Origin of the sequence: Oligella ureolytica DSM 18253, assembly GCF_000373745.1 — a bacterium.
Taxonomy (GTDB): Bacteria; Pseudomonadota; Gammaproteobacteria; order Burkholderiales; family Burkholderiaceae_B; genus Oligella; species Oligella ureolytica.
On the sequence record NZ_KB892357.1, the window covers coordinates 30,212 to 56,890 of the forward strand.

The 26,679-nt window shown below is 45.7% G+C and carries 30 protein-coding genes; 6 read left to right on the forward strand and 24 right to left on the reverse strand.

Annotation, left to right across the window (positions count from 1 at the left end; genetic code table 11):
• Window position 1 precedes the first annotated feature (1 nt).
• From B092_RS0112590 to B092_RS0112630, 9 genes are read right to left on the reverse strand one after another with little or no spacing between them, the layout of a single operon-like run.
• Window positions 2-613 carry an ATP-binding cassette domain-containing protein gene (locus B092_RS0112590; RefSeq protein WP_018575582.1) on the reverse strand — a complete coding sequence of 204 codons (612 nt, stop codon included), beginning with the start codon at window positions 611-613 and terminating at the stop codon, window positions 2-4.
• Window positions 613-1,377 (reverse strand): ATP-binding cassette domain-containing protein, encoded by a 765-nt coding sequence (locus tag B092_RS0112595; RefSeq protein ID WP_018575583.1) that lies wholly within the window; start codon window positions 1,375-1,377, stop codon window positions 613-615. The genes B092_RS0112590 and B092_RS0112595 overlap by 1 nt, the downstream gene beginning before the upstream one ends.
• On the reverse strand, window positions 1,370-2,182 hold the full coding sequence (locus B092_RS0112600) for an alpha-D-ribose 1-methylphosphonate 5-phosphate C-P-lyase PhnJ (RefSeq protein ID WP_018575584.1): 813 nt from the start codon (window positions 2,180-2,182) through the stop codon (window positions 1,370-1,372). The genes B092_RS0112595 and B092_RS0112600 overlap by 8 nt, the downstream gene beginning before the upstream one ends.
• Window positions 2,179-3,210, reverse strand: a complete 1,032-nt coding sequence (locus B092_RS0112605; RefSeq protein ID WP_018575585.1) for a carbon-phosphorus lyase complex subunit PhnI — start codon at window positions 3,208-3,210, stop codon at window positions 2,179-2,181. The genes B092_RS0112600 and B092_RS0112605 overlap by 4 nt, the downstream gene beginning before the upstream one ends.
• A complete protein-coding gene (locus tag B092_RS0112610; protein WP_018575586.1) occupies window positions 3,210-3,767 on the reverse strand; it encodes a phosphonate C-P lyase system protein PhnH in 558 nt (185 codons plus the stop codon). The genes B092_RS0112605 and B092_RS0112610 overlap by 1 nt, the downstream gene beginning before the upstream one ends.
• A 5-nt stretch (window positions 3,768-3,772) precedes the next feature.
• Entirely contained in the window at window positions 3,773-4,222 is a 450-nt protein-coding gene (gene phnG, locus B092_RS0112615) for a phosphonate C-P lyase system protein PhnG (protein WP_018575587.1), read from the reverse strand.
• Window positions 4,219-5,043, reverse strand: coding sequence for an ABC transporter ATP-binding protein (locus tag B092_RS0112620; protein WP_018575588.1), 825 nt, complete (start codon window positions 5,041-5,043; stop codon window positions 4,219-4,221). Before B092_RS0112620 ends, phnG begins: the two co-directional genes overlap by 4 nt.
• Window positions 5,043-6,101 (reverse strand): FecCD family ABC transporter permease, encoded by a 1,059-nt coding sequence (locus B092_RS0112625; RefSeq protein ID WP_018575589.1) that lies wholly within the window; start codon window positions 6,099-6,101, stop codon window positions 5,043-5,045. The genes B092_RS0112620 and B092_RS0112625 overlap by 1 nt, the downstream gene beginning before the upstream one ends.
• On the reverse strand, window positions 6,098-7,192 hold the full coding sequence (locus B092_RS0112630) for an ABC transporter substrate-binding protein (protein ID WP_018575590.1): 1,095 nt from the start codon (window positions 7,190-7,192) through the stop codon (window positions 6,098-6,100). Before B092_RS0112630 ends, B092_RS0112625 begins: the two co-directional genes overlap by 4 nt.
• A 119-nt stretch (window positions 7,193-7,311) precedes the next feature.
• Here B092_RS0112630 and B092_RS15275 point away from each other — a divergent pair, with 119 nt between their 5' ends.
• From B092_RS15275 to B092_RS0112655, 6 genes are all read left to right on the forward strand, one after another.
• Window positions 7,312-7,491: a helix-turn-helix domain-containing protein gene (locus B092_RS15275; RefSeq protein ID WP_083907566.1), complete on the forward strand. Its 180-nt coding sequence runs from the start codon at window positions 7,312-7,314 to the stop codon at window positions 7,489-7,491.
• A gap of 63 nt (window positions 7,492-7,554) precedes the next feature.
• Window positions 7,555-8,502, forward strand: coding sequence for an IS5 family transposase (locus tag B092_RS0112635; protein ID WP_018575591.1), 948 nt, complete (start codon window positions 7,555-7,557; stop codon window positions 8,500-8,502).
• Between the two features lie 296 nt (window positions 8,503-8,798).
• Window positions 8,799-9,395, forward strand: coding sequence for a substrate-binding domain-containing protein (locus B092_RS14520; RefSeq protein WP_018575592.1), 597 nt, complete (start codon window positions 8,799-8,801; stop codon window positions 9,393-9,395).
• Window positions 9,396-9,559: 164 nt separating this feature from the next.
• Window positions 9,560-10,075, forward strand: a complete 516-nt coding sequence (locus B092_RS0112645; protein ID WP_018575593.1) for a hypothetical protein — start codon at window positions 9,560-9,562, stop codon at window positions 10,073-10,075.
• Window positions 10,076-10,182: 107 nt separating this feature from the next.
• On the forward strand, window positions 10,183-10,692 hold the full coding sequence (locus B092_RS0112650; RefSeq protein WP_018575594.1) for a hypothetical protein: 510 nt from the start codon (window positions 10,183-10,185) through the stop codon (window positions 10,690-10,692).
• A 92-nt stretch (window positions 10,693-10,784) separates the two neighbouring features.
• Window positions 10,785-11,297, forward strand: a complete 513-nt coding sequence (locus B092_RS0112655; RefSeq protein WP_018575595.1) for a hypothetical protein — start codon at window positions 10,785-10,787, stop codon at window positions 11,295-11,297.
• Window positions 11,298-11,490: 193 nt separating this feature from the next.
• Here the strand turns inward: B092_RS0112655 and B092_RS0112660 are convergent, their stop codons facing one another.
• The 15 genes from B092_RS0112660 to ndhC all read right to left on the reverse strand — a co-directional run bounded on the left by B092_RS0112660 (window position 11,491) and on the right by ndhC (window position 26,570).
• On the reverse strand, window positions 11,491-11,796 hold the full coding sequence (locus tag B092_RS0112660; protein ID WP_018575596.1) for a helix-turn-helix domain-containing protein: 306 nt from the start codon (window positions 11,794-11,796) through the stop codon (window positions 11,491-11,493).
• A 158-nt stretch (window positions 11,797-11,954) separates the two neighbouring features.
• Complete coding sequence (gene nuoN / locus B092_RS0112665; RefSeq protein WP_018575597.1) at window positions 11,955-13,439, reverse strand: NADH-quinone oxidoreductase subunit NuoN; 1,485 nt, start codon at window positions 13,437-13,439, stop codon at window positions 11,955-11,957.
• Window positions 13,440-13,448: 9 nt separating this feature from the next.
• On the reverse strand, window positions 13,449-14,927 hold the full coding sequence (locus B092_RS0112670) for an NADH-quinone oxidoreductase subunit M (RefSeq protein ID WP_018575598.1): 1,479 nt from the start codon (window positions 14,925-14,927) through the stop codon (window positions 13,449-13,451).
• 1 nt (window position 14,928) lies between these two features.
• Window positions 14,929-16,932 (reverse strand): NADH-quinone oxidoreductase subunit L, encoded by a 2,004-nt coding sequence (gene nuoL, locus B092_RS0112675; protein WP_018575599.1) that lies wholly within the window; start codon window positions 16,930-16,932, stop codon window positions 14,929-14,931.
• Window positions 16,933-16,943: 11 nt separating this feature from the next.
• Window positions 16,944-17,270, reverse strand: coding sequence for an NADH-quinone oxidoreductase subunit NuoK (gene nuoK, locus B092_RS0112680; RefSeq protein WP_018575600.1), 327 nt, complete (start codon window positions 17,268-17,270; stop codon window positions 16,944-16,946).
• Entirely contained in the window at window positions 17,267-17,911 is a 645-nt protein-coding gene (locus tag B092_RS0112685; protein WP_018575601.1) for an NADH-quinone oxidoreductase subunit J, read from the reverse strand. The genes nuoK and B092_RS0112685 overlap by 4 nt, the downstream gene beginning before the upstream one ends.
• Before the next feature lie 12 nt (window positions 17,912-17,923).
• Window positions 17,924-18,412 (reverse strand): NADH-quinone oxidoreductase subunit NuoI, encoded by a 489-nt coding sequence (gene nuoI / locus B092_RS0112690; protein ID WP_018575602.1) that lies wholly within the window; start codon window positions 18,410-18,412, stop codon window positions 17,924-17,926.
• A gap of 10 nt (window positions 18,413-18,422) precedes the next feature.
• On the reverse strand, window positions 18,423-19,523 hold the full coding sequence (nuoH, locus tag B092_RS0112695) for an NADH-quinone oxidoreductase subunit NuoH (RefSeq protein WP_018575603.1): 1,101 nt from the start codon (window positions 19,521-19,523) through the stop codon (window positions 18,423-18,425).
• The gene (gene nuoG / locus B092_RS0112700) at window positions 19,523-21,823 is read right to left on the reverse strand and encodes an NADH-quinone oxidoreductase subunit NuoG (protein WP_018575604.1); all 2,301 of its coding nucleotides are present in this window, start codon (window positions 21,821-21,823) and stop codon (window positions 19,523-19,525) included. The genes nuoH and nuoG overlap by 1 nt, the downstream gene beginning before the upstream one ends.
• 12 nt (window positions 21,824-21,835) lie before the next feature.
• Window positions 21,836-23,203, reverse strand: a complete 1,368-nt coding sequence (nuoF, locus tag B092_RS0112705; protein ID WP_018575605.1) for an NADH-quinone oxidoreductase subunit NuoF — start codon at window positions 23,201-23,203, stop codon at window positions 21,836-21,838.
• Window positions 23,204-23,208: 5 nt separating this feature from the next.
• Window positions 23,209-23,694: an NADH-quinone oxidoreductase subunit NuoE gene (gene nuoE, locus B092_RS0112710; protein WP_018575606.1), complete on the reverse strand. Its 486-nt coding sequence runs from the start codon at window positions 23,692-23,694 to the stop codon at window positions 23,209-23,211.
• A 42-nt stretch (window positions 23,695-23,736) separates the two neighbouring features.
• A complete protein-coding gene (locus tag B092_RS0112715) occupies window positions 23,737-24,993 on the reverse strand; it encodes an NADH-quinone oxidoreductase subunit D (protein WP_018575607.1) in 1,257 nt (418 codons plus the stop codon).
• 2 nt (window positions 24,994-24,995) lie between these two features.
• A complete protein-coding gene (locus tag B092_RS0112720; RefSeq protein ID WP_018575608.1) occupies window positions 24,996-25,694 on the reverse strand; it encodes an NADH-quinone oxidoreductase subunit C in 699 nt (232 codons plus the stop codon).
• Window positions 25,695-25,703: 9 nt separating this feature from the next.
• Window positions 25,704-26,189, reverse strand: coding sequence for a NuoB/complex I 20 kDa subunit family protein (locus B092_RS0112725; RefSeq protein ID WP_018575609.1), 486 nt, complete (start codon window positions 26,187-26,189; stop codon window positions 25,704-25,706).
• A 21-nt stretch (window positions 26,190-26,210) separates the two neighbouring features.
• A complete protein-coding gene (gene ndhC / locus B092_RS0112730; RefSeq protein ID WP_018575610.1) occupies window positions 26,211-26,570 on the reverse strand; it encodes an NADH-quinone oxidoreductase subunit A in 360 nt (119 codons plus the stop codon).
• Window positions 26,571-26,679 lie beyond the last annotated feature (109 nt).

Sequence of the window (26,679 nt, forward strand, 5' to 3'; positions counted from 1 at the left end):
ACTAAAACAATTGAATCGACTGGTCAACCCAAGTTTCATGAGTGTGACTACTAAAGATCACTAGCTTCTGTCGGTCTTTTTCTTTTTTAAGAAGTCTAACAACCTGATGGAAGCGCTTAGGATCCAAGCCCGTACAGGGCTCATCAAGTAACAGGATTGGTGTCTCGGAAAAAACAGCTCGTAACAACACAAATCGCTGCAATTCACCACCCGATAAATCGGTGGCACAGCGTTGTAAGAGCTCCGGCGCCAAGTCGAGATAAAACAGTCTTTCATGGAGTTCATCTATAGAGTAATCAGTGAACCAGTCAGACATTCTGCTTCGCGGCAACACCAGGGGGTTTTGAGCTACATAAGTCATTAGTCTTGGCCGTACAAAAGCAAGTTGAGCTGGCGACATCTTGCCCAGGTCAAGACTTTGTCCATTGTCAAAGTTAATAATCAGACTACCCTTGCCAATACTTCGGCTGCCCCAAATCCGTGCCAATAAAGTCGATTTACCAACACCCGAAGGTCCCCACAGGTGCACTAGCTGCCCGCTGTCAGCTCTAATTTCTAACGGTATGGAAGCGGTTTCACTTTGAAAGAAAAGTTGAAGAGTCTTAGTGTTCATTAGATCATCGCTTTAACTAGCGCCTCGGCGGTAGGATGCTCGGGTTCCGTTAGCATGCGGTCAATGACGGCTTGGCTTACCACCTTACCCTTATCCATCACCAATACACGATCGGCAATCAACCGTACAAGACGTAAATCGTGGGTAACAAACACCATAGAAAGATTCCGCTCGGTTTTAAGGTCTAATAAACAATCAATAAACTCTGCTTGAGACACTGAATCTAAGGCTGAAGTCGGTTCATCCAAAAACAGTATTTCAGGTTCATGCACTATGGCTGCGGCAATCTGAACACGCTGTCTCATCCCGCCGGAATAGGTTGCTACCGAATCATCTAACCTTTCCAACGGTAGCCCCAAACGCTCACTCAAAGCTTTTGCGCGAGACAATGCATCACTCGCACTATTAAGACCAAGATCAAATAAGCGCTGCGCTATGTTAGCGGCTGCTGAGAGTTTCAAATTTAGTGTTTTGTCGGCATCTTGCGCGACATAGCCCATTAATTGTCTACGTAGTTGATAAATCCTGTGCGTATCCGTCCTTTGTATATCATGCTCTTTGAGCTTAAATAGATGACACTCACTTGGACTATCCTTACCAACCAGGATATTTAACAAGCTTGATTTACCAGCGCCCGAAGGCCCTACTATCGCTAATACTTCTGAGGGGTAAAGTTGCAAATCACATGCGCTAAGGATTTGACGATCAGACTTGACTAAACTCACCTGCTGAATATCAAGCACTGGTGGTGGCAACTTAAACATTGGCACGACTCCAACAAGCTTCAGAATCTGAACAAACCCAATCAGGCTTCTCACCGGTACCAATATTGTCCAGATAATGGGTACTCGTTCCGCAAACCTTGCACATGCCCGAAACCTTAGGTGGAATGCAACTAACATCGCTAAACGCAATACTTTCTACCTGTGTGTACGCCGGTAAAGCGTAAATCCTACGTTCACGTGCCGCACCAAAGACCTGAATCGCCGGCATCTGGTTCATGCGCGCATTATCCATGACAGGTATAGGTGAAGGTGACATTAATGCGCCCCCCTCAATCAAGACCGGATGATCGTATCCAAGACTACCCTCTCCTTGCTTTAACCAACGCTCAAATAAAGAGGTCAAAATCAAACCATAATCATGATGCGCATGCCGCATTCGCGACTCCTTGGCATTATTAATAAAACCACGCAGGGGATCAGGACGTGGCACCTGATAAACTAATACCTGCCCTTCTTTGAGAGGTGTCTCAGGAATACGCTGACGAGTTTGAATCAAGGTCGCCTCAGCAGTCGATTCAGTGGCCACAACATTAGCTGTTTTAAGAAAAAAATCACGAATATTCAACGCATTAACAGTATCGTCTGAACCATGGTCAACCACTTTAAGCTTATCCTTTGGGTGTAATAGCGATGCCGTCACCGCTATACCCCCTACGCCCCAACCATAGGCAATAGGTAATTCAGGTATGACAAAGGGAATTTGTCGCCCGGGCAAGCACAGGGCTTTGATAATTTTTCGGCGCACTTCGCGCTTGGACAACTGATCAAGGTAAGCGTAATTCATAGTTTTTTCTGAGCATGGACTCGACGTAATCTAGCGATGTCCGCATCAAAGTCCGAATAATGTGGTAATTTCAAATGACTAACGTAGCCCGAAGAAGCGACGCCATCGACATGCATCAGCACATCCGCAGAAAGGTTTTGATCGCTTTTCACCGCTAGGTCTACAACACCCATGGCGACCGCTTTACGTTCATTGGCACCAAAAGCAATCCCAAAGCCTTCGAGCAATTGGGCTTCTTGCCCAAAGTCCGGCATCAGGGTAGTACACGCAGTTAAATCAATCTCACCCACTGAAACCGTCAAGCCAAGTTCTTCTACTGCCACCATCACCTCAATAGCACCGGCGCTAAGCTCGGCCACATAAGGATGGGTTGAAGATGCCCGACGTAAACTCTCATATGCTAAACCAGTCAAATAACCTTCTTCACCACGCACCAGAGTTGCCAATCTCTCACTGCTTCCAACTTCAAGCGCAGTCACTTTACGGGTAATATCAACCGGCTCTTGCGGCGCTTCTCGTCTAATTAAATCCTCATAATGAGTGGTTTGTGTAGAGTTTTTATCGACGGCGACTGCCGGTGATTCAGACACACTCTCTGATGACTCTGCGTTGGGCTGTGATGAATTAGCTAAACTAAAATCAAGCAGTCGATGAGTATAGTCATAGGTTGCACCAAGGATCTGACCACCAACCAATTCTTTTTGAGTCGCTGAAATATGGCGTGTTCGCTTTAAATGATTCAAATCCAGCATTTCCGCCGCACCAAAATCAACCAACTGCGCACGATGAGCTCGTAACAGAAAAACCGCTTCGGCCATGTCACCTTGAGACTGTTTTAAGGCAATTGCCGCTAAACGCCGGTCATAAAGCCCGCCTTCAGTCATAACTCGATCAACAGCTAAAGCCATTTGCTCAATAATTTGTTCTATAGCTATTTCATCTAGGCCTAAATCACCGCGTCTCGCTTTGTCCACAGCAGCTCGAGAAGCCGCTATTGCTTCAGCCCCACCTTTTACCGGCACATACATTAGAGCAACTCCAAACGCAGATGACGGGGTATAGCTACCATTTTCTTACCCGCGCAAAGCAATAAATCTATCCCACACGGATAAGAATCATGTAAAGCAATATGGTCAGTAATAACCCCTTCATTTAAACCAGAAAAAAACATTCGTCGCGCAGCGGGCAAACCAGCTCCTGTTGCTTCGACACATAAAGAGCCGCTGGACTCTGAAATGGCATCAATTTCTATCACAACCATCGCACCATCTTCCGGCGCCTCACGGCTTCCAATGGGTATATCAGTTAAATCAACAAGTGTTGATGTCGCAAAAAACCATTCAGCTTGACTACTAATCGTCGCTCCGGTAGCCAGTACCTCATGCTCTAGTTTTAAGCTGTCATTGCTTAATACAGCACCTGTTGTACTATCCAAGAAGCAAGCAATAACCCCATAAACAACATCAATATCTAATTCATAAACGCGCATAGGATAACCAAAAGCCTGCAAAAAACGACGGTAGCGCTGTGTATTTTGATGCAGAATTTGAGGACTATCAATTTCTGTATTTAAAGGAATCTTCATTTAAATCACGATGTTTTAGTAGTAAAAAATTGCACTGAGGTGGATGACACCAACATTTCTCGCTCAACGTTTATTTGAGCAAGACGCTCTCGAATCGGCACTAATATGATGTGCCTCTGTTCATCACCCAGCTCCTGGAATAAGGCATCAAGGTAAGCCGCTAATTCAGCTTTGCGAAGATTTGAACCCAGCTGTACTGCATAACCTCGAACCTTACCCAGTTGAATTACACAACGACTGCAAGTTGCTTCACCAAACTGAAAAGCGACGGCACCACCACCTGCACGAGTAGTCAACTGCAATAAGCCGGTTTCCGGTCCAGATATGATCTGCGGTTGTTTATTTTTACCCAAATCAGCCCATAGGCTCTCAAGGTACTCACACTCCGCTCTAGCTAACAAAGCAAGCCATTCTGCCCGTTGTGGATTGCTTGCCTGGCTGTTCAGCTCCTTCATTGTTGCCCCTTGGCATATCTACAATCAACACCCAAGTTCAAATTGTCATAGCTTTGATTTAATCCAAAGATTGGGCACACAGTACTTTGTCGATACTCGCCTTCTTGCATCTGCAAACGACGCAAGCGGATTTTATATAGCCGTGATAATTCGGCCTCGCTTAATAATTTATCCGCTGCACCAAAGCGTATTTCATCCTTTTCATGCATCAACAGCACCTTATCGGCTAGATAAAGGGCGTGTTGCGGATTATGGGTAGTAAAAATAACTGTATGACTGCGCTCAGAGCGCAACTCATACAAAACGCTCAGTAGCAAGTCCTGATTAGCAAGATCCAGGGCTGCGGCAGGTTCATCTAAAATCAACAGATCAGCTCCGGTTGCTAGCGCTCTTGCTAATAACACCAACTGACGCTCACCTCCAGACAATGAACCAAAACGTTGATTAGCCAAGTGACTTGCACCTACTCGCTCCAAGGCATCAAACGCTCTTTCCTGATCTCGGCGAGTCGGTAGAGAAAACATTGGAAGCAATGCAGCGCGCGCCATTAAAACCACATCTAAACTGCGATGCTCTTCACTGCCATGTTGATGCTGTGGCACATAACCGATTAAACGCGGTATTTTCCGTCGACCGCGAGTTAGCGTCTGAGTACCGATTAATGATTTTAGCAAGGTAGTTTTGCCACGGCCATTAGGCCCTAAGATAACCATCGTCTCGCCTTTAGTAAGATGGAAACTGAGATTGTCAAATACTACGCGAGAACCAAAACGCACTTCAGCTTGCTCTACGCTAACATGAGCAGTTTTTAATTCATTCATCACCAGCCCCTTCTTTTGCGGGTGCAGAGTAAATATACAAAAACGGGAGCACCAATTAAGGCTGTCAATACTCCCAAAGGTATTTCTGCTGCCACTAAACTACGCGCTAAAGTATCAATAAAAATCATAAAAGTAGCCCCTAAAATAATGGTGGTCGGGTATAACTTAAATTGATCTTCTCCTACTAAGAGTCGAGCCATATGAGGAATCACCAACCCTACCCAGCCAACTACACCAGACGCAGTGACGCAGGTACCAATGACCAAAGAAACCAGGCCAAACACCATCAATCGCGATTGCTTAACCTTGATGCCAAAGGCCTGAGCCTCGTCATCACCCATGGCCAATACTGCAATACGAAAACGCATTTGGTTAAGCAGAAAAATACCGACTATTAATGGAATAGACGTTAGTGCGACTTTGTTCCAACTGGCAGTGGCAAAGCTACCCATCAACCAAAAAACAATGGCTGGTAAACTATCCTCAGGATCTGCTACGAATTGAACCAAGGACACCCCTGCAGCAAATAAAGCATCAATTACTATCCCTGCCAACACAATGGTCATCAATGTTCGACCAGCAACATTTGAGATGAACACCACCAAAAATAATGCGCCGAAAGCAGTAATAAAAGTCGCCCCCATCAACATAGGCCCACTTATACCGATCAGGATAGCTAAGGTACCGCCCAGTGCTGAACCGGATGAAAGCCCCAAGACCTTGGGAGAAACCAAGGGGTTACGAAACAGTGTCTGCAGCGCCACCCCACTAATCGCCAAGCCGGCACCAGTAATACCTGCTAAAAGAATTCGCGGTAAGCGCACATTTAGTACCACCAATTCTTGAATGCTGCCGCTACCCAACCCTAAAACTCCACGGTATAAAATTGAAAAGACCTCGGGGTATGAGATGTTATAACGGCCTGCAACTAAGCCAACAAAAGCAGCAAGCAGTAAAAGCATCACTAGCACAGGCCAGTAAACATATCGAAAAGAGCTAAAATCCACTCGCGATTTTTGTTGATTGTCCGTATTCACTAAAGTTTGGCTATTACTCATTTCTTACTAAAGACCTGATAGCCTCTAGCCTCACCATTCATCTCAACCCGTAAAATCTGATCGATTTCGGCTTCCGATAACGCGTAGTTATATAAAAGCTGAAAACGCTCGGGCAATTCTGCACGTAAGTCAAACTGGAAAATTTCAGGATGAGTCAAGTTAGCTAACCACATCCATGTAAATGGGCTCTCATGCGAGGCACTATCCCAGATATAACCACCCACCGGCGTTTTATAAACACGCTTTTCTTTGGCTGCAGTTAATTGTGAAAACAATGGATGGTCGTAAATAACTTCAAGCCCAGCATCAATTTCTTCAGAGGAGAGCATGATAATATCGGGATCCCATTCTAAAATTTGCTCAATACTGACTACTTTTTCTACACCAACGCCATCGGCTACATTAACGGCACCGACCAACTCAATAAAGGTCTGCTGCCAGCTTTTTTCACCAGTTGCCCGTAAACGTGATTTAGCAGAACGCAAATGCAAAATACTTGGCTTGTCTTTTATATCAGCTGCCGCTAGTGCCGAAGTAATCTCGTTAATAACCTCGTCACGCCACTCAATCAAGCGATTATATTTTTCAGTTTGTCCCGTGATTTCGGCCGCCATGCGCATATTTTCTCGTGCTAACTCTTCTGTTCCGTTATTGCCACCACCGACCATAAGTGCAACCGGAATACCAGCATTACGTAAGGGCGCAATTAAATCGTCTCCACGACCACCCCACTGAATCACCAAATCCGGTTCTAATGCAGCTATCCCTTCAACATTGGGCATCCAACCACCACTTTCAGCAACTACATCACTACTGATATCGAGTGCTTCAGGAAACATGACGCTCATCATCCCGTTATTAAAGGCTCGTTTGGAACCTTGATTCATACCCACAATACGTTTGGAAGAACCTTCGATAGCGATAAACGTCGGAGCGGCAGGATTAGGTAAAGTAACAATACGCTCAGGCTGTGCTTTCAAAACAATTTTTTGACCAGTCACATCGGTAAATGTAAATTCCTCTGCTAAAGGGCTAGCCGATAAACAAAACAGCATGGCGAAACTGGCAACACACTTCTTTTTCAAATTCATATGACTTTCCAATAAAACCAAATAAGAATGATTATGATAATTAGTATCAAAACTTTAATTGATATCAATTCGTATCGGTATTATAGAAAAAGTGAATTATTTATGGGAGTTTATAAATTTTGACGGTACGTGAAGTAATCTCGAACAAATTAGCCTCTGTTTCCATCCGTGACCTGCTTTTGGTTGAGGCGGTTGCCAAGCATAATAGCTTCCGACTTGCTGCTACAGCGATGGATATCTCGACCTCTGGTCTTTCCCATCAAATCCGTAAAGTCGAGGAAATTCTAGGGAACCTCTGAATAACTCCCCACTTTTTGCGATAATAGCCGCATCGACCATTTTTTAGCCCAGCGAGCCGAATCATGAGCCAGTTGACCTTTGCCGAAGCAGAATACCAGAACAAAAAGCGTAAGACGCGTCGTGAGATTTTCTTGGAAAGAATGGATGCCATTATTCCTTGGAAGCGCTTGGAGAATCGCGCCGCTAAGCATTACCCAAAAGGTGAAATGGGGCGTCCCCCTTATCCGCTCAGTGTGATGCTGCGTGTGCATTGCTTGCAACTATTCTACAACCTCAGCGATCCAGCTCTGGAAGATTCGCTGTATGAAATTGAATCAATGCGCCGCTTTGCAGGATTGCGTTTGTCAGACAATATTCCTGATGAAACAACGATTTTAAACTTCCGTCACTTCCTTGAAAAGCATGGGCTGGGCAAGCTATTTCTGAAGGAAATTAACAAGCACTTGCAGCATCAAGGCTTGCTGTTTCGCGAAGGCACCATTGTGGATGCCAGCATTATTTCCGCACCGAGCTCAACGAAAAATCAAAGCCGCAAGCGCGACCCAGAAATGCACTCCAGCAAGAAAGGCAACCAATGGCACTTTGGCATGAAGATGCATATCGGCGTGGATGATGTCACAGGTATGATTCATAGTGTGGAAAGTACGGCTGCCAATGTGCACGACGTAACCATGACGGCAAGCTTACTGCATGGCGAAGAAAAACGCGTATTTGGTGATGCTGGATACCTAGGTGTTGAAAAACGTAAAGAAAACAAAGAGCGCAAAAATCTTGCTTGGTTGATCAGTGCTCGAATCAGTAAACGTAAAACCATGACCGAAAATGAGCAGGAAATTGAAAAAATGAAAGCCAAGCTACGCGCTAAAGTTGAGCATCCGTTTCGCTACATCAAGTGCGTATTTGGCTATAACAAAGTTCGTTACAAAGGGCTTGATAAAAACCATAACCGTTTGTGTCTGCTGGCGGGGCTAACGAACCTCATGATCGGCAGAAAACACTTGCTAGCTTAGGGTTAGTGCGCCCTTAATCCGCCAAAACGGCGAATTAAGGGCTAAAAGAGGTGATTTTACCTTGAAAGCGATCTTTTTTAGCTGTTTTTTTGAGTTTTCGAGTCGTTTTCAGAAAAGCTCAAGAATAAGCTGAGATTTTCAGAGGCTCCCTAGGTCAGGCAATCTTTGAACGTGGCAATAGGGTTTCCCCAACCACTTACGGCAATACAGTATTAGATGTTATTGCTTCTGTTTTAGCCAGTATTACGCAGCTTGAAAATCTACGTAATGACAGCCCTATTCCCTTCGGACCAACCTTGCGTGTTGGGGTGATTTCATCGCTCTCTCCTAATGATTTGCTGCATATCATAGAGAAGTGCCAACAAGACTCAAATCAAACCAAGGTTGAGGTTGTTAGCGGTAAGCACCACGGTCTTTTACGTCGCCTACAGGAACGAGAGATTGATTTTCTTATTACTGCTTCAACGGAGGTGCCGGACGGCTTTTCCCATGCCGAGTTATTTCATGAGTCTTTTGTTCTGCTCTGCCGCTCTGATTTAGAAAAACCGCTATTGGATCCCGTCACCCCATCCGCCCTCAGTTTGTTACCATTGAGTGAGGACGACTTTATACCCGAGATAATCACTCGAGGTTTAGAACCTATGCTGAACTCGGCCTTGACCCGAAGTTATGGTCTTAGCATCAGCCATCGGCTAGCGCTGGTATTAGCAGGTTATGGTTTTGCTCTCATGCCTAAAAGGTGGGTCGAGAGCATACCACTACCGAACAATATCTCTATTATTCAATTGCCCCAAGCATTATCCGAAGAAAGAACCATCACTTGCATTTGGCGAGAGTCATTTACGATAGGGGCAAAAATTGTTAAAACACTAAACGCTGACTTAGCCAATTAGAAATAAAAAATAATTTGTTTGACTTCGTACGATATTTTCGTACGAAGTCAACGAAAATACCATTTTGACAGTCCAGGGCTTTTCCTATGTAATATTTTTGTGCATAGGGATTTCAATTAGAGAAATTCCGTGTTTTTAACAATCGTATGAATAAGGATCAACACATGTCAACACTGACCGTTTCTGAAAATGACAACTTAATGACTTTCACCTATGATGATTTTATCAAATACCATGGCTACAAATCGCCATGCGGTCTATCACAAGCGTTTAAGGTACTTGAACTTGCTTTGCCACTATTAGAAGATGGTAAACCAGTCGAGCGTCGTGAGCTACAAATTACGACAGCATTTCCAGGTCCAGGCGCCAGAGACGCCTTCGAAATGCTCGCACGCGCCGTAACTAGCGGTCGTTACAAGATAGACACCTCACTCGGTGGTGACGATGTGACCGAGGGTCCAACTGGTAAATACTATTTCCGCCTTGAGTATCGCGGCAAAGTCGTCGAGACACGCATTAAACCAGAGCACATTCGTGACGATTATATTGCCTTAGCCAGAAAGCCAAAACGCAATGATGAAGAAAACGAGTTACTCGCAGAACTTCGACTTGAATTGGCCGATAGAATCCTGCCACTAAGCTCTGACGAACTATTTGAAGTGGTTCTAGTTGAAGCTTAATCATCTACGTCAAGTAGACATTTAATCACTCGCCATAAAACTAAATGGCAAAGAAAAAGACCATGATTCATGGTCTTTTTGATATGTAGAAACAGGAGTTACTCTCAATGAACACAGCTGAAATAACTGTCAAAGAAAACGGTCAACTTTTTACCTACCGTCACAAAGATCTAACTAACTACCACGGTACCGGTTTTCCTGGCGGTGTTGCTCATGCTTTTCAGGTACTGCGACGCGCAATCCCTTTGCTGGATAATGGTAATCCACCAGAGCGTCGCGAAATTGAAATTCACACTGCCTTTCAAGGACCCGGTGGCCGAGATGGTATAGAAATGGTCACTCGCGCCACCACCGATGGCCGGTACCACATCGATCCAAACTTAGCTCGCACTGAAAGAGGTCCATTGTTAGCCAGATATTATTTTGTTTTTAACTATCGTGGTACAACAGTTAAACTACAAGTTAAAGAGGGCTTGGTACGAGAGGAGTTCGTTACGCTCGAACACAAAAAAGATCGAACAGCAGAAGAAGACGCACGACTTGAAGTACTCAAAGTGGACATGTCAGATAGGCTACTCGGTGCTCCTTGCGAGGATATCTACGAGCTCGTTGATTAAGAGTTAGGCAGCGAGTCGCACCTACTAGGAAATTCAAGTTCCATCGGTGCGACAAAGAAGTTTTTTGTTTCAAACTATAGGATCTTATCAATATGAAATCAGCGACAATAATTGTTAAAGAAAATGGTCAACTTTTTAGCTACACCCACGAGGATTTACTCCGCTATCATGGTACTGTTCTTCTAAATGGTGTTGCCCATGCTTTTCAAGTCATGCGGCTGGCACTGCCTCTTCTAGATAACGGCAATCCACCGGAACGTCGTGAAATTGAAGTTCGCACACCATTTACTCCCGGACGCGGAGCTCGCGATGCAATAGAAATGGTGACCCGTGCTGTCACCGATAATCGATATCACATTGACCCCAGTTTGCGTCGAAGCGGACGCGGTCCGCGAGTAGAACTGTATTATTTTGAGTTTTCCTATCGTGGCAAGACAGTAAAATTACAAGTCAAAGACGGTTTACTTCTACCGGAATTTATTGCGATCGTAGATAAGGAAAATAAAACGCCAGAAGAAAAAGCTCGCATAGTTGAACTCAGAGCAGAGATGGCAGCAAAATTGCTTAGCTTACCTTGCGACGAAGTCTACGAAGTAGTCAATTGATAAAACACTCAAAAAAACAAAAAACAGCCTTGAAAACGGCAAAGGCTCCATGGGAACTATCAGATTCACGAGTTCAAGGGTCATGTTACGAAGGCTCTTGAACAGTTCCCCTCTTTCAGAATTCAGAGTTCAGAGTGGAATTTTCGATCATTCAAGCACGTTCAAAGCGAATCTTTAAACCGAGTGCTTTCTATTAAATCTTTATTACTATTTTCTTGGAGCTAGGAAGCTCAACACTAAGGGAAACCTTGCCACCGATTGCTTCAATATATTTTTTGAGGGTTGTTAATTTCATATTGAGATTAATCTTTTCCATAGCAGACAGTGATGGCTGAGAAATTCCCATTCTTTTAGCAAGCTCTTGCTGAGATAGTCGAACTTCATTTCTTAACTGCATCAAAGCATTATCCAAGAGGATCTCATCGCATAACTGGTTAATTCGCTCTTGACTCTCTTCGGAACGTTTAGTTATTAATTCTTTTAAATTTACGACTTCCATATTATTGCTCCACTTAATACACAAAGCATATTATAGCCTACAAGCTATAATTTTATATAACTTAAAACTCATTTACTCAGCACCCCCAAAAAAAACACCGAACTCCTCTCAAGGAATTCGGTGTTATTCAATGTTCAAAGTGCCACAGCACTCGGTAATTAGAACTTCAATGAAGCATCAATAACCTGTACACATAGAGCCATTAAGCCGCCTGGCAAGATACCTAAAACAAGAATTAATAAATTATTGATAGATAACACACCTTCGCGGAAACTCAATGATGAGTTTAATGCAGGTGCGTCCTTTTCAGGCTCATCGAAGTACATCACTTTCACTACACGCAAGTAGTAGAATGCACCGATAAGAGAGAAGAGAACGGCAACCACCGCTAACCAAACGTGACCGGCACTAACTGCTGACTGCAACACCGCTAACTTGGCGTAGAAGCCAACAAAAGGCGGGATACCGGCCAGTGAGAACATCAGGATTAACACACCAAAGGCTAACCAAGGACTACGACGGTTTAAGCCCTTGAAGTCAGAGATTTCTTCTGATTCAAAGCCCGCGCGGCTCAAGATCAAAATGATACCGAAGCTGGCTAATGTGGTTAACACATAAGTCACTAGGTAGAACAAGGCAGTGGCATAAGCACCGCTCGTCACCTGACCATTAGCATCGACACCGGCGAGTAAGCCTAAGAGAACAAAACCGATATGAGAAATGGTTGAGTAACCCAATAAACGCTTAAAGTTAGTCTGTAAAAGCGCCGTGATATTACCAATGGCTAAAGACAACACAGCCATAATGATCAGCATTGGCTGCCAGCTAATCGCTACTTCACTTAGCCCTTCAATTAAGAAGCGTAAAGCCATCGCCATCACGGCGAACTTAGGAGCGGAACCAATAGTCAGCGCAACAGCAGTTGGCGCACCTTGGTAAACGTCAGGCACCCACATATGGAACGGTACCGCACCAAACTTAAAGGCAATCCCTGACACCACAAACACCAAACCAAGCAGTAAGACAGTTAACTCTGCCTCACCACTCTGCAAGCTTTGCATAATGGCAGCCAAGTGAATTGCACCGGTTGCACCGTAGATAAGTGAAATACCGTACAACAACACACCGGAAGCTAGAGAGCCTAAGATGAAGTACTTCATTGCCGCTTCGGCGCTGTTTAGCGAGTCACGACGTAAAGCCACTAAGGCGTAAAGTGATAAAGACATCAACTCTAAACCTAAGTAAATCGTCAGGGTGCTGGAGGCCGAAATCATCACAAACTGGCCTAATAAACAGAATAAGACCAAACCGTAAAACTCATTACCTTTGACCATACTACGGTCAACTAAGTATTGACGGCTGTAAATCAAGGTCACAATCACGGCAATGACTGAGCCGACCTTAAGGAAATGGCCGAGTGAGTCTGCTACATACATTTGATAGAAGGTAGAACCGCTAACACCGGCATTCCACTGGAACAAAACTACCAACAATATCAAAATTAACGAAGCCAAACTAGCGGCATAAGACAACACACTGTCCTTACTGCGAGCAAAGGCATCGACCAACAACACACCCATTGCCAAGAGACAAAGCAAGATCTCCGGCAAGGCCATGGCAAAATTAAATTGATTTTCTATCATTGTTCTAACCTACAGTTTGGATTGTGCAACCTGTTCTAGCAAATGCTGAACTGAAACATGCATCACATCAGTAAATGGTTTCGGATGAATACCCATATACAACACAAAGATTGCAAACAGACCTAGGACCAAAAACTCACGATTATCGATATCGAGCATTTTTGAAACCTCAGGATTTGTCACAGGACCGTAAGCCACTCGTTTAACCATCCATAGTGAGTAAGAGGCACTTAAAATCAATGACGTTGCAGCTAACAGACCAACCCAGAAGTTGAAATCAACCGCACCCATGATCACGTAAAACTCACCGACGAAACCCGATGTCGCAGGTAGACCACTATTAGCCATTGAGAACAGCACAAAGAAAGTCACAAACTTAGGCATGACCTTGACCACACCACCGTAATCGGCAATCTGGCGGCTATGTAAACGGTCATACAGCACACCGATACACATAAACATCGCACCGGAGACAAAACCGTGAGAGATCATTTGAACAATGGCACCCTCAACACCGGCTTCAGTAAATAGGAAAGCACCTAAGGTCACGAAACCCATATGAGCAACGGATGAATAAGCGACCAGCTTCTTCATATCGTCTTGAACAATGGCCACTAGACCAATGTAGATTAATGCCACTAGCGACAAAGCGATCATCAACCAAGCAAGCTCGTGAGAGGCATCCGGCGCAATGGGTAAAGAAAAACGCAAGAAACCGTAAGCACCCAGTTTCAGCATGATCGCTGCTAAGACGATAGAACCACCGGTCGGCGCTTCAACGTGAGCATCAGGTAACCACGTATGTACCGGCCACATAGGCACTTTGACCGCAAAGGCTGCAAAAAGCGCAACGAAGATAAACAGCTGTTCATTGAGCGTTAGCGGTAATGCATGCCAAGCGGCGATATCAAAGGTACCGGCCTTGGTGTATAGGTAGATGAAAGCAACTAGGGTCAATAAAGAACCTAATAAGGTATATAGGAAGAACTTAAAGGCTGCGTAAACACGATTTGGACCACCCCATACACCGATGATGATGTACATAGGGATTAGAGTCGCCTCGAAAAACACGTAGAACAATAAGCCGTTGAGTGCCGCAAATACACCGACCATCATGCCTGACAAGATCAGGAAAGATGCAAAGTACTGTGCGACACGGTCAGTGATCACCTTCCAACCGGCAATCACTACCATAATGGTAATAAATGCGGTTAAAAGCACTAACCAAACGGAAATACCGTCAATACCCAGATGATAGTGTGCGTTAAATGCCGAAATCCAACGCACACTTTCCACAAACTGCATTTCTGCAGTCGTTGAGTCAAAACCGATTAGTAACGGCAGAGTGACTAAGAAACTAACGATCGCACCGACCAAGGCCATTTTCTTGGTGTACTCAGCTCGGTCATCATGACCGAACACGAGTACAAAGATACCGGCAATAATTGGCACAAAAATCGATAAGGAAAGCCAAGGAAATGTTGTCATCTTATCGCACCAATACAAAGAAAGAGATTAAAACAATAACACCTACCAACATGGACGCTGCATAGTGATAGACATAACCGGATTGTAGCTTACGGCTAATCGCCGCAATACCGGCAATCAGCTTGGTACTACCACCAATGATGAAGCCGTCAATCACGCCTCTATCGCCGCCCTTCCAGAAGCCCTTACCAATCACGCGCGCACCACGGGCAAAGACATTCTCATAAACCCAGTCAACATAGTATTTGTTTTCCAAAATACGGTTAACACCGGAGAAGGCATTGTAAATTTTAGCGGGTGTTGTTGGGCTAATCACATAGAGATAGAGCGCTACGACAAAACCGGCCACCACTAACCAGAATGGTACTGTCTGAACAGCATGTAAGCCGTAAGCATACCAACCATGGAAAGTTGATGCAATCGTAGCCATCGCAGGATGCAGTGCACCATCAACGTAAATCACGTTATTGAAGAAATCACCGAATAACATCGGCTCAATCGCCCATGCCCCAACAAGTACTGAAGGAATGGCCAACAGAATCAATGGCAAAGTAACCACCCAAGAAGATTCTTTTGGCTTCTCACCTTCTGCCAAGCGATGCGGATCGTCGGCAGGTACCTGATCAAAGCGCTCTTTACCGTGGAACACGACAAAGTACAAGCGGAACGAGTAGAGCGACGTAACAAACACACCGATGAGTACACAGTAGTACGCGAAGCTTGCACCCCAGACATTGGCTGCGTGAGCTGCTTCAATGATGTGCTCTTTGGAATAGTAACCTGAGAAGAAAGGTGTACCGACCAAAGACAGCGTACCGATCAAGAAGGTAATCCATGTAATCGGCATATACTTACGAATCGCACCCATGTAGCGGATATCTTGATTGTGGTGCATACCGATAATGACTGAACCCGCGCCTAAGAACAATAACGCCTTGAAGAAAGCGTGAGTCATTAGATGGAATACTGCTGCACTGTAGGCTGAAGCACCCAGCGCTACGGTCATATAACCTAATTGCGATAAAGTCGAGTAAGCAACGACACGCTTAATATCGTTTTGAATTAAACCAAGAATACCGAGGAATAACGCACCAATCGCACCCACAATAATCACTAAGGACAACGCAGTGTTAGATAACTCAAACACCGGAGAGAAACGCGCCACCATAAAGATACCGGCGGTTACCATGGTTGCCGCGTGAATTAACGCAGAGATCGGCGTAGGACCTTCCATCGAGTCAGGTAACCAAGCATGTAATGGCACCTGAGCTGATTTACCCATCGCACCGATAAACAAACAAATCGCTGCCACGGTAACGATGGTCCAATCCGTACCTGGTAAATAAGTAAATGACAATAAAGAGCTGCTCGCAAATACCTGCTCGTAGTTAAGACTGCCGCTATAAGCAAATAACAGACCGATACCTAATAAGAAACCGAAGTCACCGACACGGTTAACTAAGAAGGCCTTCATATTGGCAAAAATAGCCGTTGGTCTTTCGTACCAGAAACCAATCAATAGATAAGACACTAAACCTACTGCCTCCCAGCCGAAGAATAGTAAAAGCATATTGTTTGCCATTACTAACATCAACATAGAGAAAGTAAAGAGTGAAATATAACTAAAGAAACGGTTATAGCCGGGATCGTCAGACATGTAGCCGATGGTATAAATATGAACCATCAGTGACACCGAAGTCACCACAACCATCATTGTGGCTGTCAGTGAATCCACTAAAAACCCGATCTCAATAGGTACCGTACCGATAAGCGCCCACGTATAGATCGTCTCATTGAAGTACGCATCGTTGACAACGACTTGGTACAACACATATAAGGAAGCAATGGTAGAAAAAGCTACTAGTGCAATCGTAAGGCCATGTCCGCCGGTACGTGTTACTTGGCGACCGAAAAAGCCGGTACCAAATAAACCCACCACAATCGACCCCAGCAAAGGCGCTAAGGCGATAGCGAGTAAGAACATTGGAGATAAAGTTGATTCCATGGTTTACCCCCTTAGCCTTGCAGACGACCAATGTCGTCAACGTTAATCGAGTTAATCTTACGGAATAGCATCACTAAAATAGCTAAACCAATAGCAGCTTCAGCAGCAGCAACCGTCAAGACAAAAAACACAAAGATTTGTCCTGCCGTATCCGGTAGCCCATCAGGCCCGGGATGCCATTGAGAAAATGCCACAAAGTTCATATTGACCGATAACAAAATCAATTCAATTGACATCAAAATACCAATCATATTGCGACGGTTTAAGACAATTCCAAAAACCCCAATGGCAAATAGCACTGCGCCTAATATCAAATAATGCGCCAAACTCAATGTCATTTGCTCTCTCCCTCTTGATTTTCAGCGACAGCTAGCTGTTGAGCCTCTGCTTCCGAAGCAATATTCACTAAACGTACGCGCTCTTTTGGATTAGCTCTTAGTTGCTCGCTAACGCTAGTGTATTTACGATTTTTACGCTCACGTAAGGTGATACCTACGGCAGCAATCATACCGACTAATAAAACTAAAGCACCGACTTGGATCGCATAGCTATACTCGGTGTACATCGCATTACCGATTTCAACCACGTTGTTATAGGACGAAGGTAAGTCCTGAGCAATCGGTCCGCCAGTACCAAAATAGACAGTACCCAACACAGAAGCAATTTCTAATACCATCACCCCACCAACCACCAGGCCGAGCGGCAAATAAGCACGGAAACCGCGACGTAAACTCTCCGGTACGATATCAATCATCATCACCACGAAGAGGAACATCACCATCACGGCACCGACGTAAATAATGACCAGCAATAGGCCGAGATACTCTGCGCCAATTAAAATCCACAGCATAGACGCAGTGAAGAAAGTCAGCATCAGATGTAAGGCGGCAACCACCGGACTACGTGACAGAACGACGCGTGCTCCCGCGACGATTGCCACAAAGGCCAAAATATAAAAAAGAACTGTTGAAAAAATCATGATCTCCACCTATTAGCGATACGGCGCATCTGCTTCACGACGCTTAGCGATTTCGTCTTCATAACGATCGCCAATCGCCAGCAACATGTCTTTTGTGAAGTACAAATCACCGCGCTTTTCACCGTGATACTCGTGAATGTGCGTCTCGACAATTGAGTCAACCGGGCAACTTTCTTCACAAAAACCACAGAAAATGCACTTGGTTAAATCAATATCGTATCGGCTTGTGCGACGTGTACCGTCTTCGCGTTCATGCGATTCAATGGTGATCGCCATGGCCGGACACACCGCCTCACACAATTTACAGGCAATACAACGCTCTTCCCCATTAGGGTAGCGACGTAAAGCATGTAAACCACGGAAACGAGGAGACATTGGTGTTTTCTCGTAGGGATACTTAAGGGTGAACTTCGGCTTAAAGAAATAACCGCCGGTGAGCATCATCCCTTTTAGCAACTCTTTCAGCATAAAGCTGTCAACAAAGCGTTTAAATTTACTCATAATTTCACCCTTAATTCCAAATACTTAATGGTGTTTGCATCCAAACCGCCACCACCAAGAACCAGACCACGGTAACAGGAATGAACACCTTCCAACCTAAGCGCATGATCTGGTCATAACGGAAGCGTGGGAACGATGCACGGAACCAAATAAATAGTGATACCACGCAGAAGGTCTTAAGACCTAACCACAACCAGCCCGGGATCCATGTGAATGGAATAATATCGAACGGCGCTGACCAACCACCTAAGAAGAAGATGGAGCAGAGAGCCGACAATAAAATCATATTGGCGTACTCTGCCAGGAAGAACATGGCAAAGCCCATGCCGGAGTACTCAACCATGTGACCCGCAACAATCTCAGACTCGCCCTCTACCACGTCAAAGGGGTGACGGTTAGTCTCAGCTACGATCGAGATAATGTACACAATGAATAAAGGGAATAATGGGATAAAGTTCCAAGAAAGGATAGTTAAGCCCTTATCTGCAAAAAACCCTTCGGTCTGCTGGAAGACAATGCCGTTCATGTTCATCGTGCCGGAAACTAAAATCACCGTCACCAAAACCATGGTTAGCGATAACTCATAAGAAATCATTTGCGCTGATGCACGCATCGCACCCAAAAACGGATACTTAGAGTTAGATGCCCAACCGGCAAAAATCACCCCGTAAACACCTAAGGCAGTAATCGCTGCAATGTATAAAATACCTGCGTTGACATTGGCCAACACCGCTTCGGGACCAAAGGGAATCACAGCCCAAGCGGCGAGTGCCGGAACCAAAGTCATAATAGGTGATAACTTATACATGACCTTGTGCGCTTTGGACGGTACGATCACTTCCTTAGTCAGTAGCTTAAGAACGTCAGCAAAAGGCTGTAAAATACCACCGGGACCCACACGGTTAGGACCACGACGCATATGCATATAACCAATCATGCGACGCTCCCAAAGTGTTAAGAAAGCCACACAAATAATAATCGGCATCGCGATCACAAGGATCAAGATAACTGTCCAGATGACCAACCACAGGGTTTCGCCAAGCAAACCGGCACCCCATGTGTCAATTGCTGAAACAGCATCAGTAAACCAGCCCCAAATATTAGTATTCATTAGACTTTCTCCACTGATAATTGAACAAGGGCACCACCAAGTACAGCAGTTTGCTCATAGCCCAATGGTACGCTGACCGTGTTATCAACCAGCTGATTTTGCAATTTAACCGGTAGAACGACCTCGCCACGATTACTCTTAACAAGTACCTGATCGCCCTCTTCAACCTCTAATGCGGCCATGGTAGCGGCATTAAGACCGGCAACCAACTTAGGCGTTTGTTGCTGTAACGCCGGCGCACGACGAACAACCGCATCCGAGCGGTAAATTGGCATATTAGCCACACGCTCAAAAGCATTTACCGCGACATTAGGATTATAAGGCTCTGCCTTGACTTGATTATTAAACTGACCGGTATAGTTTTGTGCTAAGACGACATCACGAATCGCTTCAGAACTTTCAGCGTCGAAATCCGCTAATTTTAATAAATTACCGATAACGCGTAATACCTTCCAAGCCGGGCGACTATTACCCAGCGCCGGAACCACGCCTTTAAAGCTTTGCGCACGGCCCTCAGCATTAATAAAGGTACCTGAGGTCTCTGTAAACGGACCGACCGGTAGCATGACTTTGGCCCACTGCTTAGCATCAGAAGCATAAGAAGTTAACGCAATGGTTGAGGCTTGAGCAAACAACTCGCGAGCGCGAATCGGATCATCAAAGTCCAAGCTCTCTGCATGCAATACAACATAGGCACTGAGTGGATTCTTCATCATTTGTGCTGCATTCATTCCGCCATTTTGAGGGGCGGCACCGGCAACACATGCTCCCACGTGGTTAGCACCACGGGTCAAGTAACCTAAAGGTGCTTCCAAAGCTTGCGCAAGAACATGGCTGTGCGCGAGGACATTACTCGCAGAAGACTTACTCAATACGCCGTTACCCATAAATACAGCAGGCTTTGTACCGCTGATTAAGATATTGGCAATTTGACTGAACTGATCGTTTTCATCAACCTCAGCACCTTCTTGAAGCTTAGCGATTGCTTTGCCAATGCTATCAATCGCAGCACATAGCTGGCTAGGTGCGACGGTTAGGCGAGCGGCGACCGGGAACAATGGGTCCTCACCGTTACTGTCCAGTAACACAATACGCGCACCGGCTTTAGCTGCCTGACGTAAGCGCTGAGCAAATAATGGGTGGTCTTGACGTAAATTACTATCAACAATTAACACGCCATCAAGCGTATTTAACTCGGCAATCGGCATACCCAACCAAGGTGTACCCTCTAATGCCTTGTCGATATTTTCATCACCCAGACGTAGACGGCTATCAATATGGTCAGAACCTAAACCACGAATCAACTTACTGAGTAAGCTCATTTCTTCGAGTGTAGCGTATTCAGCGGCAAACGCACCGATACTGCCAACACCTTGCTGTTCGTTGGCCTTAATTAGCAGATCGGTAGCGGCAACTAAGGCATCTTCCCAAGAGGTTTCGCGCCAGACGCCATCATCGCTCTTGACCATCGGTGTGGTTAGACGATCTTCGGCATATAAACCTTCGTAGGAGAAACGATCCTTGTCGCTAATCCAACACTCGTTAACTGCTTCATTTTCAAATGGCACCACACGGAGTACGCGCTCATTTTTAACCTGAACCACGATATTGGAACCCACGCTATCGTGCGGGCTCACTGAGCGACGTCGTGCTAATTCCCAAGTACGGGCTTGGTAACGGAAAGGCTTAGAAGTCAAGGCACCAACCGGGCATAAATCAATCATATTACCCGAAAGCTCAGAGCTTACTGCCTCACCTAAATATGAGGTAATTTCAGCATGCTCACCGCGATGTACCATACCTAATTCCATGACGCCGCCAATCTCTTGGCCAAAGCGCACGCAACGAGTACAGTGGATACAACGCGTCATCTCCTCTGCGGAGATCAGTGGACCCATTGACTTATGGAAAACCACACGCTTTTCTTCTTTATAGTTACTGGCATCGTGGCCGTAACCCACAGCCAAGTCTTGTAACTGACACTCACCGCCCTGGTCACAGATTGGACAATCGAGGGGGTGATTAATTAATAAAAACTCCATCACAGCTTGCTGTGCTGCTAAGGCCTTGGGCGATTTAGTGTGCACCACCATGCCCTCGGCAACAGGTGTCGCACAAGCCGGTAACGCCTTAGGCGCTTTTTCAACCTCCACTAAGCACATACGGCAGTTAGCGGCAATGGATAATTTTTTGTGATAACAAAAGTGTGGCACGTAAAGACCTAATTCCGTGGCCGCATGCATAACGAAGCTGCCCTCAGGAACTGATACTTTCTTGCCATCAACGGTAAGTTCAACCATGGTAAAAACCTATTAAATATATGGCGCTACGACACATTGCTTATGTTCAATGTGGTACGCGAACTCATCACGGAAATGCTTTAAGAAACCCTTAACCGGCATGGCAGCTGCGTCACCAAGGGCACAAATCGTGCGACCCATGATGTTGCCGGCGATACGATCAAGCTCATCCAGATCCTCCGGACGACCTTCCCCGTGTTCGATACGGTTAACAACTCGCCATAACCAACCGGTCCCCTCACGACAAGGAGTACACTGACCGCAGCTCTCGTGCATATAGAAGTAAGACAAACGCAGTAACGAACGAACCATGCAACGGCTATCGTCCATCACGGTCACCGCGCCGGAACCCAACATCGAGCCGGCTTTGGCAATGCTGTCATAGTCCATCGTACAGTCCATCATGATGTCTGCCGGCAACACCGGCGCACTTGAACCGCCCGGAATGACTGCTTTTAGCTTGGCGCCATTACGCATACCGCCTGCGAGCTCTAATAAGGTCGCAAAGGGTGTACCCATAGGGATTTCATACACGCCGGGACGCTCAACGTCACCTGTAATAGAAAATAACTTAGTACCACCGTTGTTAGGCTTACCAAGCTCTAAATACTGCTGACCACCCATCGCTAGCGCATAAGGTACACTGGCAAAGGTTTCTGTGTTGTTAATCGTGGTCGGCTTGCCATAGACACCGAAACCGGCTGGGAATGGCGGTTTAAAGCGTGGCTGACCCTTTTTGCCCTCTAGTGACTCCAGCAAAGCGGTCTCTTCACCACAAATATAAGCTCCATAACCATGATGTGCATGCAATTGGAAGCTGAAATCACTACCGAGTAGGTTATCGCCTAAGAAGCCATGTGCACGAGCCTGCTCAAGCGCTTCTTCAAAACGCTCATAGACCTCAAAAATCTCACCGTGGATGTAGTTGTAACCCACCGATGCGCCCATGGCAAAACCGGCAATGATCATGCCCTCAATCACAGAGTGAGGATTAAAACGCAAGATATCGCGGTCTTTAAATGTACCCGGCTCACCCTCGTCAGAGTTACAGACAACATACATCTGCCCCTCGTAGGACTTAGGCATAAAGCTCCACTTCAGACCCGTAGGGAAGCCTGCCCCACCACGGCCACGCAAAGCAGAAAGCTTTAACTCATTGATAACGGTTTCTCGATCTAACTCGCCGGAGCAGATTTTGCGTAGGACCTCATAGCCACCACGCGCCATATAACCCTCGATACCCCAGTTAGTACCGTCTAAACCTTTTAGAATTTGGGGATTAATATGACGACCATGAAAAATCATGCTGTTCGCCAAATCACCACCCGGGTTAATTTCCAGTCCGCCGCTATACTTTTGGATAATTCGTTGTAAACCCATAACGATTAACCCTCACTTTGAATATCGGCTAACAACTCATCGATACGCTCTTTGTCCATGCGGACACACATATGATGGTTATTAATTAATAAAACAGGTGAATCACCGCACGCGCCTTGACACTCACTTTCTTGTAAAGTAATCAAGCCGTCTGCAGTTGTTTCGCCAATTGCAATACCTAATTTTTCACTAATGTAGTGCGCAGTTTTTTCGCCATCTCTTAAAGCACAGGGCAGGTTAGTACAGACTGTGAGCTTGTATTTACCTACCGGCTTTAATTCATACATATCGTAAAAGGTGGCGACCTCTTGTACAGCAATTGCCGGCATACCGATATACTCGGCCACATCGACAATCACCTCATCCGAAACCCAGCCTTTTTCCACTTGGGCAATACGCAATGCAGCCATCACTGCTGATTGACGCTGATCGGCAGGATACTTAGCCAATTCCTTGTCAATCTGTTTATAAGCCTGTTCAGAAAGTAACATTTTTAATTCCTGTAATTCATTGATGCTGTGAAGCGTGGCTCCCTAGCGGTCAATCTCACCAAATACAATATCCTGCGTACCAATAATGGTGACCGCATCCGCCAGCATATGACCGCGTGACATTTCGTCTAGGCCCTGTAAATGCACAAAGCCCGGTGCACGGATCTTCATACGATATGGCTTATTAGCACCATCGGAAATCATATAAATACCAAACTCACCCTTGGGGTGCTCAACGCCGGCGTACGCCTCACCCTCAGGCACAGGGTAACCCTCGGAGAATAACTTGAAGTGATGGATCAACTCCTCCATACCGGTTTTCATATCGACACGCTTAGGGGGTGCGATTTTATGGTCTTCGACAATTACCGGACCGGGGTTGGCACGTAACCACTGTACACACTGCTTAATGATCTTGGTGCTCTCGCGTAACTCTGCGATACGACATAAGTAACGATCGTAGCTGTCGCCATTGACACCGACAGGAATATCAAAGTCCAACTCATCATATGCGGCATAAGGCTGCTTACGACGGATATCCCACTCGACTCCTGAACCGCGTAACATCACACCTGTAAAGCCCTTATTGAGCGCACGCTCAGGTGTCACCACACCCACATCAACCAAACGCTGCTTCCAGATACGGTTATCAGTCAGTAGGGTCTCGTACTCATCAATAGCGGAAGGATAATAATCAACGAAGGCCTCGATAAAATCGAGCAAAGAACCCTGACGCCATTCGTTTAATCGCTTCATCTCGCGAACGCTGCGATACTTAGAGTCAATCTCGTGCTTCGGCATGCTATCAGGCAAGTCACGGTAAACACCACCGGGACGATAATAGGCCGCATGCAAGCGCGCACCGGAAACTGCCTCATAACAGTCCATGAGGTACTCACGGTCACGGAAAGCATATAAGAAAACGGCCATCGCGCCTACGTCAAGCGCATGAGAACCGACGGACATCAAGTGATTCAGGATACGAGTGATCTCGTCAAACATAGTGCGAATATACTGCGCACGCTTAGGTACCTCGATACCTAAAAGCTTTTCGGTGGCCAAGCAAAACGCATGCTCATTGACCATCATAGAAACATAGTCCAAACGGTCCATATACGGCAACGCTTGGAGGTAGGTACGCTGCTCTGCGAGCTTTTCGGTACCGCGGTGTAATAAACCGATATGCGGGTCAGCGCGTAAAATCACCTCACCATTAAGCTCAAGAATCAAGCGTAATACGCCGTGAGCTGCCGGGTGCTGTGGACCAAAGTTTAAGTTATAACTTTTAATATCTGCCATAATTACTCTTGCCCTGCTCCATAACCCTCTTCGCGAATCACACGTGGCGTGATCTCACGATTTTCAATTGTGACGGGTTGATAAACTACACGTTGAGTTTCAGGATCATAAATCATCTCAACATGACCAATCACCGGGAAGTCCTTGCGGAAAGGATGACCAATAAAGCCATAGTCAGTCAAAATACGTCGTAAATCCGGATGACCCTCAAAAACAATACCGAACAGGTCAAACGCTTCGCGCTCAAACCAATCAAGACCATTCCAGATATTGACCAGACTCGGTACAACCGGGAAATCATTACTTTGAGGGAAGGTGCGTACACGTAAGCGCCAATTATGCTTAAGAGATAACAAGTGCAACACCACGGCAAAGCGACCCGGGAACTGACTTGGCTGCTCAGTCTGCATCATGTCGGAAGCCTCTGCAACCACCTCTTCACCCTGACCATCTGCGCCATGCAATATCGGCTGATTATCCTCGGGATGAACTGATACGCCACCGTAGGTAAGATAGTCCACACCGCAAAGATCAATGGCCTGCTCAAAATGCAAATCCTCATGCTCTCGTAGCATTGAGCAGGTTTGAATCCAATGCTCCGGACTCACTGTCAGTGTCAATTGATTGGCATGCTCTACTAATTGAGCCTGCTCACCCAAAAGATTGACTAAGGTTTGCTGTAAATTATGTAAGCGTGTCATCAAAGCCCCCTACGCTTCACGAGCAACCGTCTTGGAATGACGGATCTTGTTTTGTAACTGAAGCAAGCCATAAATCAACGCCTCAGATGTCGGCGGACAGCCCGGCACATAGATATCGACCGGCACTACACGGTCACAGCCTCGAACCACCGAATAAGAATAATGATAATAACCGCCACCATTGGCACAGGAGCCCATAGATACAACCCAACGCGGCTCGGCCATTTGGTCATAGACCTTGCGCAATGCAGGCGCCATTTTGTTACATAAGGTACCGGCAACAATCATCACATCTGACTGACGCGGTGTGGGACGGAAAATAATACCAAATTGGTCCATGTCATAACGAGCCGCACCCGCATGCATCATCTCCACCGCACAACAGGCCAAACCGAAGGTAACGGGCCACATAGAACCGGTCTGGTACCAATTCATGACCGCATCCACTGAGGTTACCAGGAAGCCCTTTTCTTTTAATTGAGTTTGTTCAGACATTTTCTAACCCTTTTCTGAAAATTAATCCCAATCCAGCGCGCCTTTCTTCCACTCATAGATAAAGCCAACGGTCAAGATGACTAAAAATGCTAGGACTGTAAAGAAACCGACTAGACCAACTTGATCATTGGCAATCGCCCATGGGAACAAAAAGGCAATCTCTAAGTCGAATAGGATAAACAAAATGGCGACTAAGTAGTAACGAATATCGAATCGCATGCGCGCATCATCGAAGGCCTCGAAACCACACTCGAACTGGGACAGCTTCGCATCATATGGGTTTCTGGGACCTAATACGACCCCAAGCAACAACAATAGGACCCCAAGGCCCCCTGCTACCAGCACAAACATAAGTACCGGAAAATACTCAGCTATATTCATGAAACACCTTTTTACTAAAGCTTATGAATCGTCAAATCTAAGGCAAACATCAAGGCTAAGTTACAACCTGCATACTACATAACCCCACCAAAACATAGCGCTTAAATAA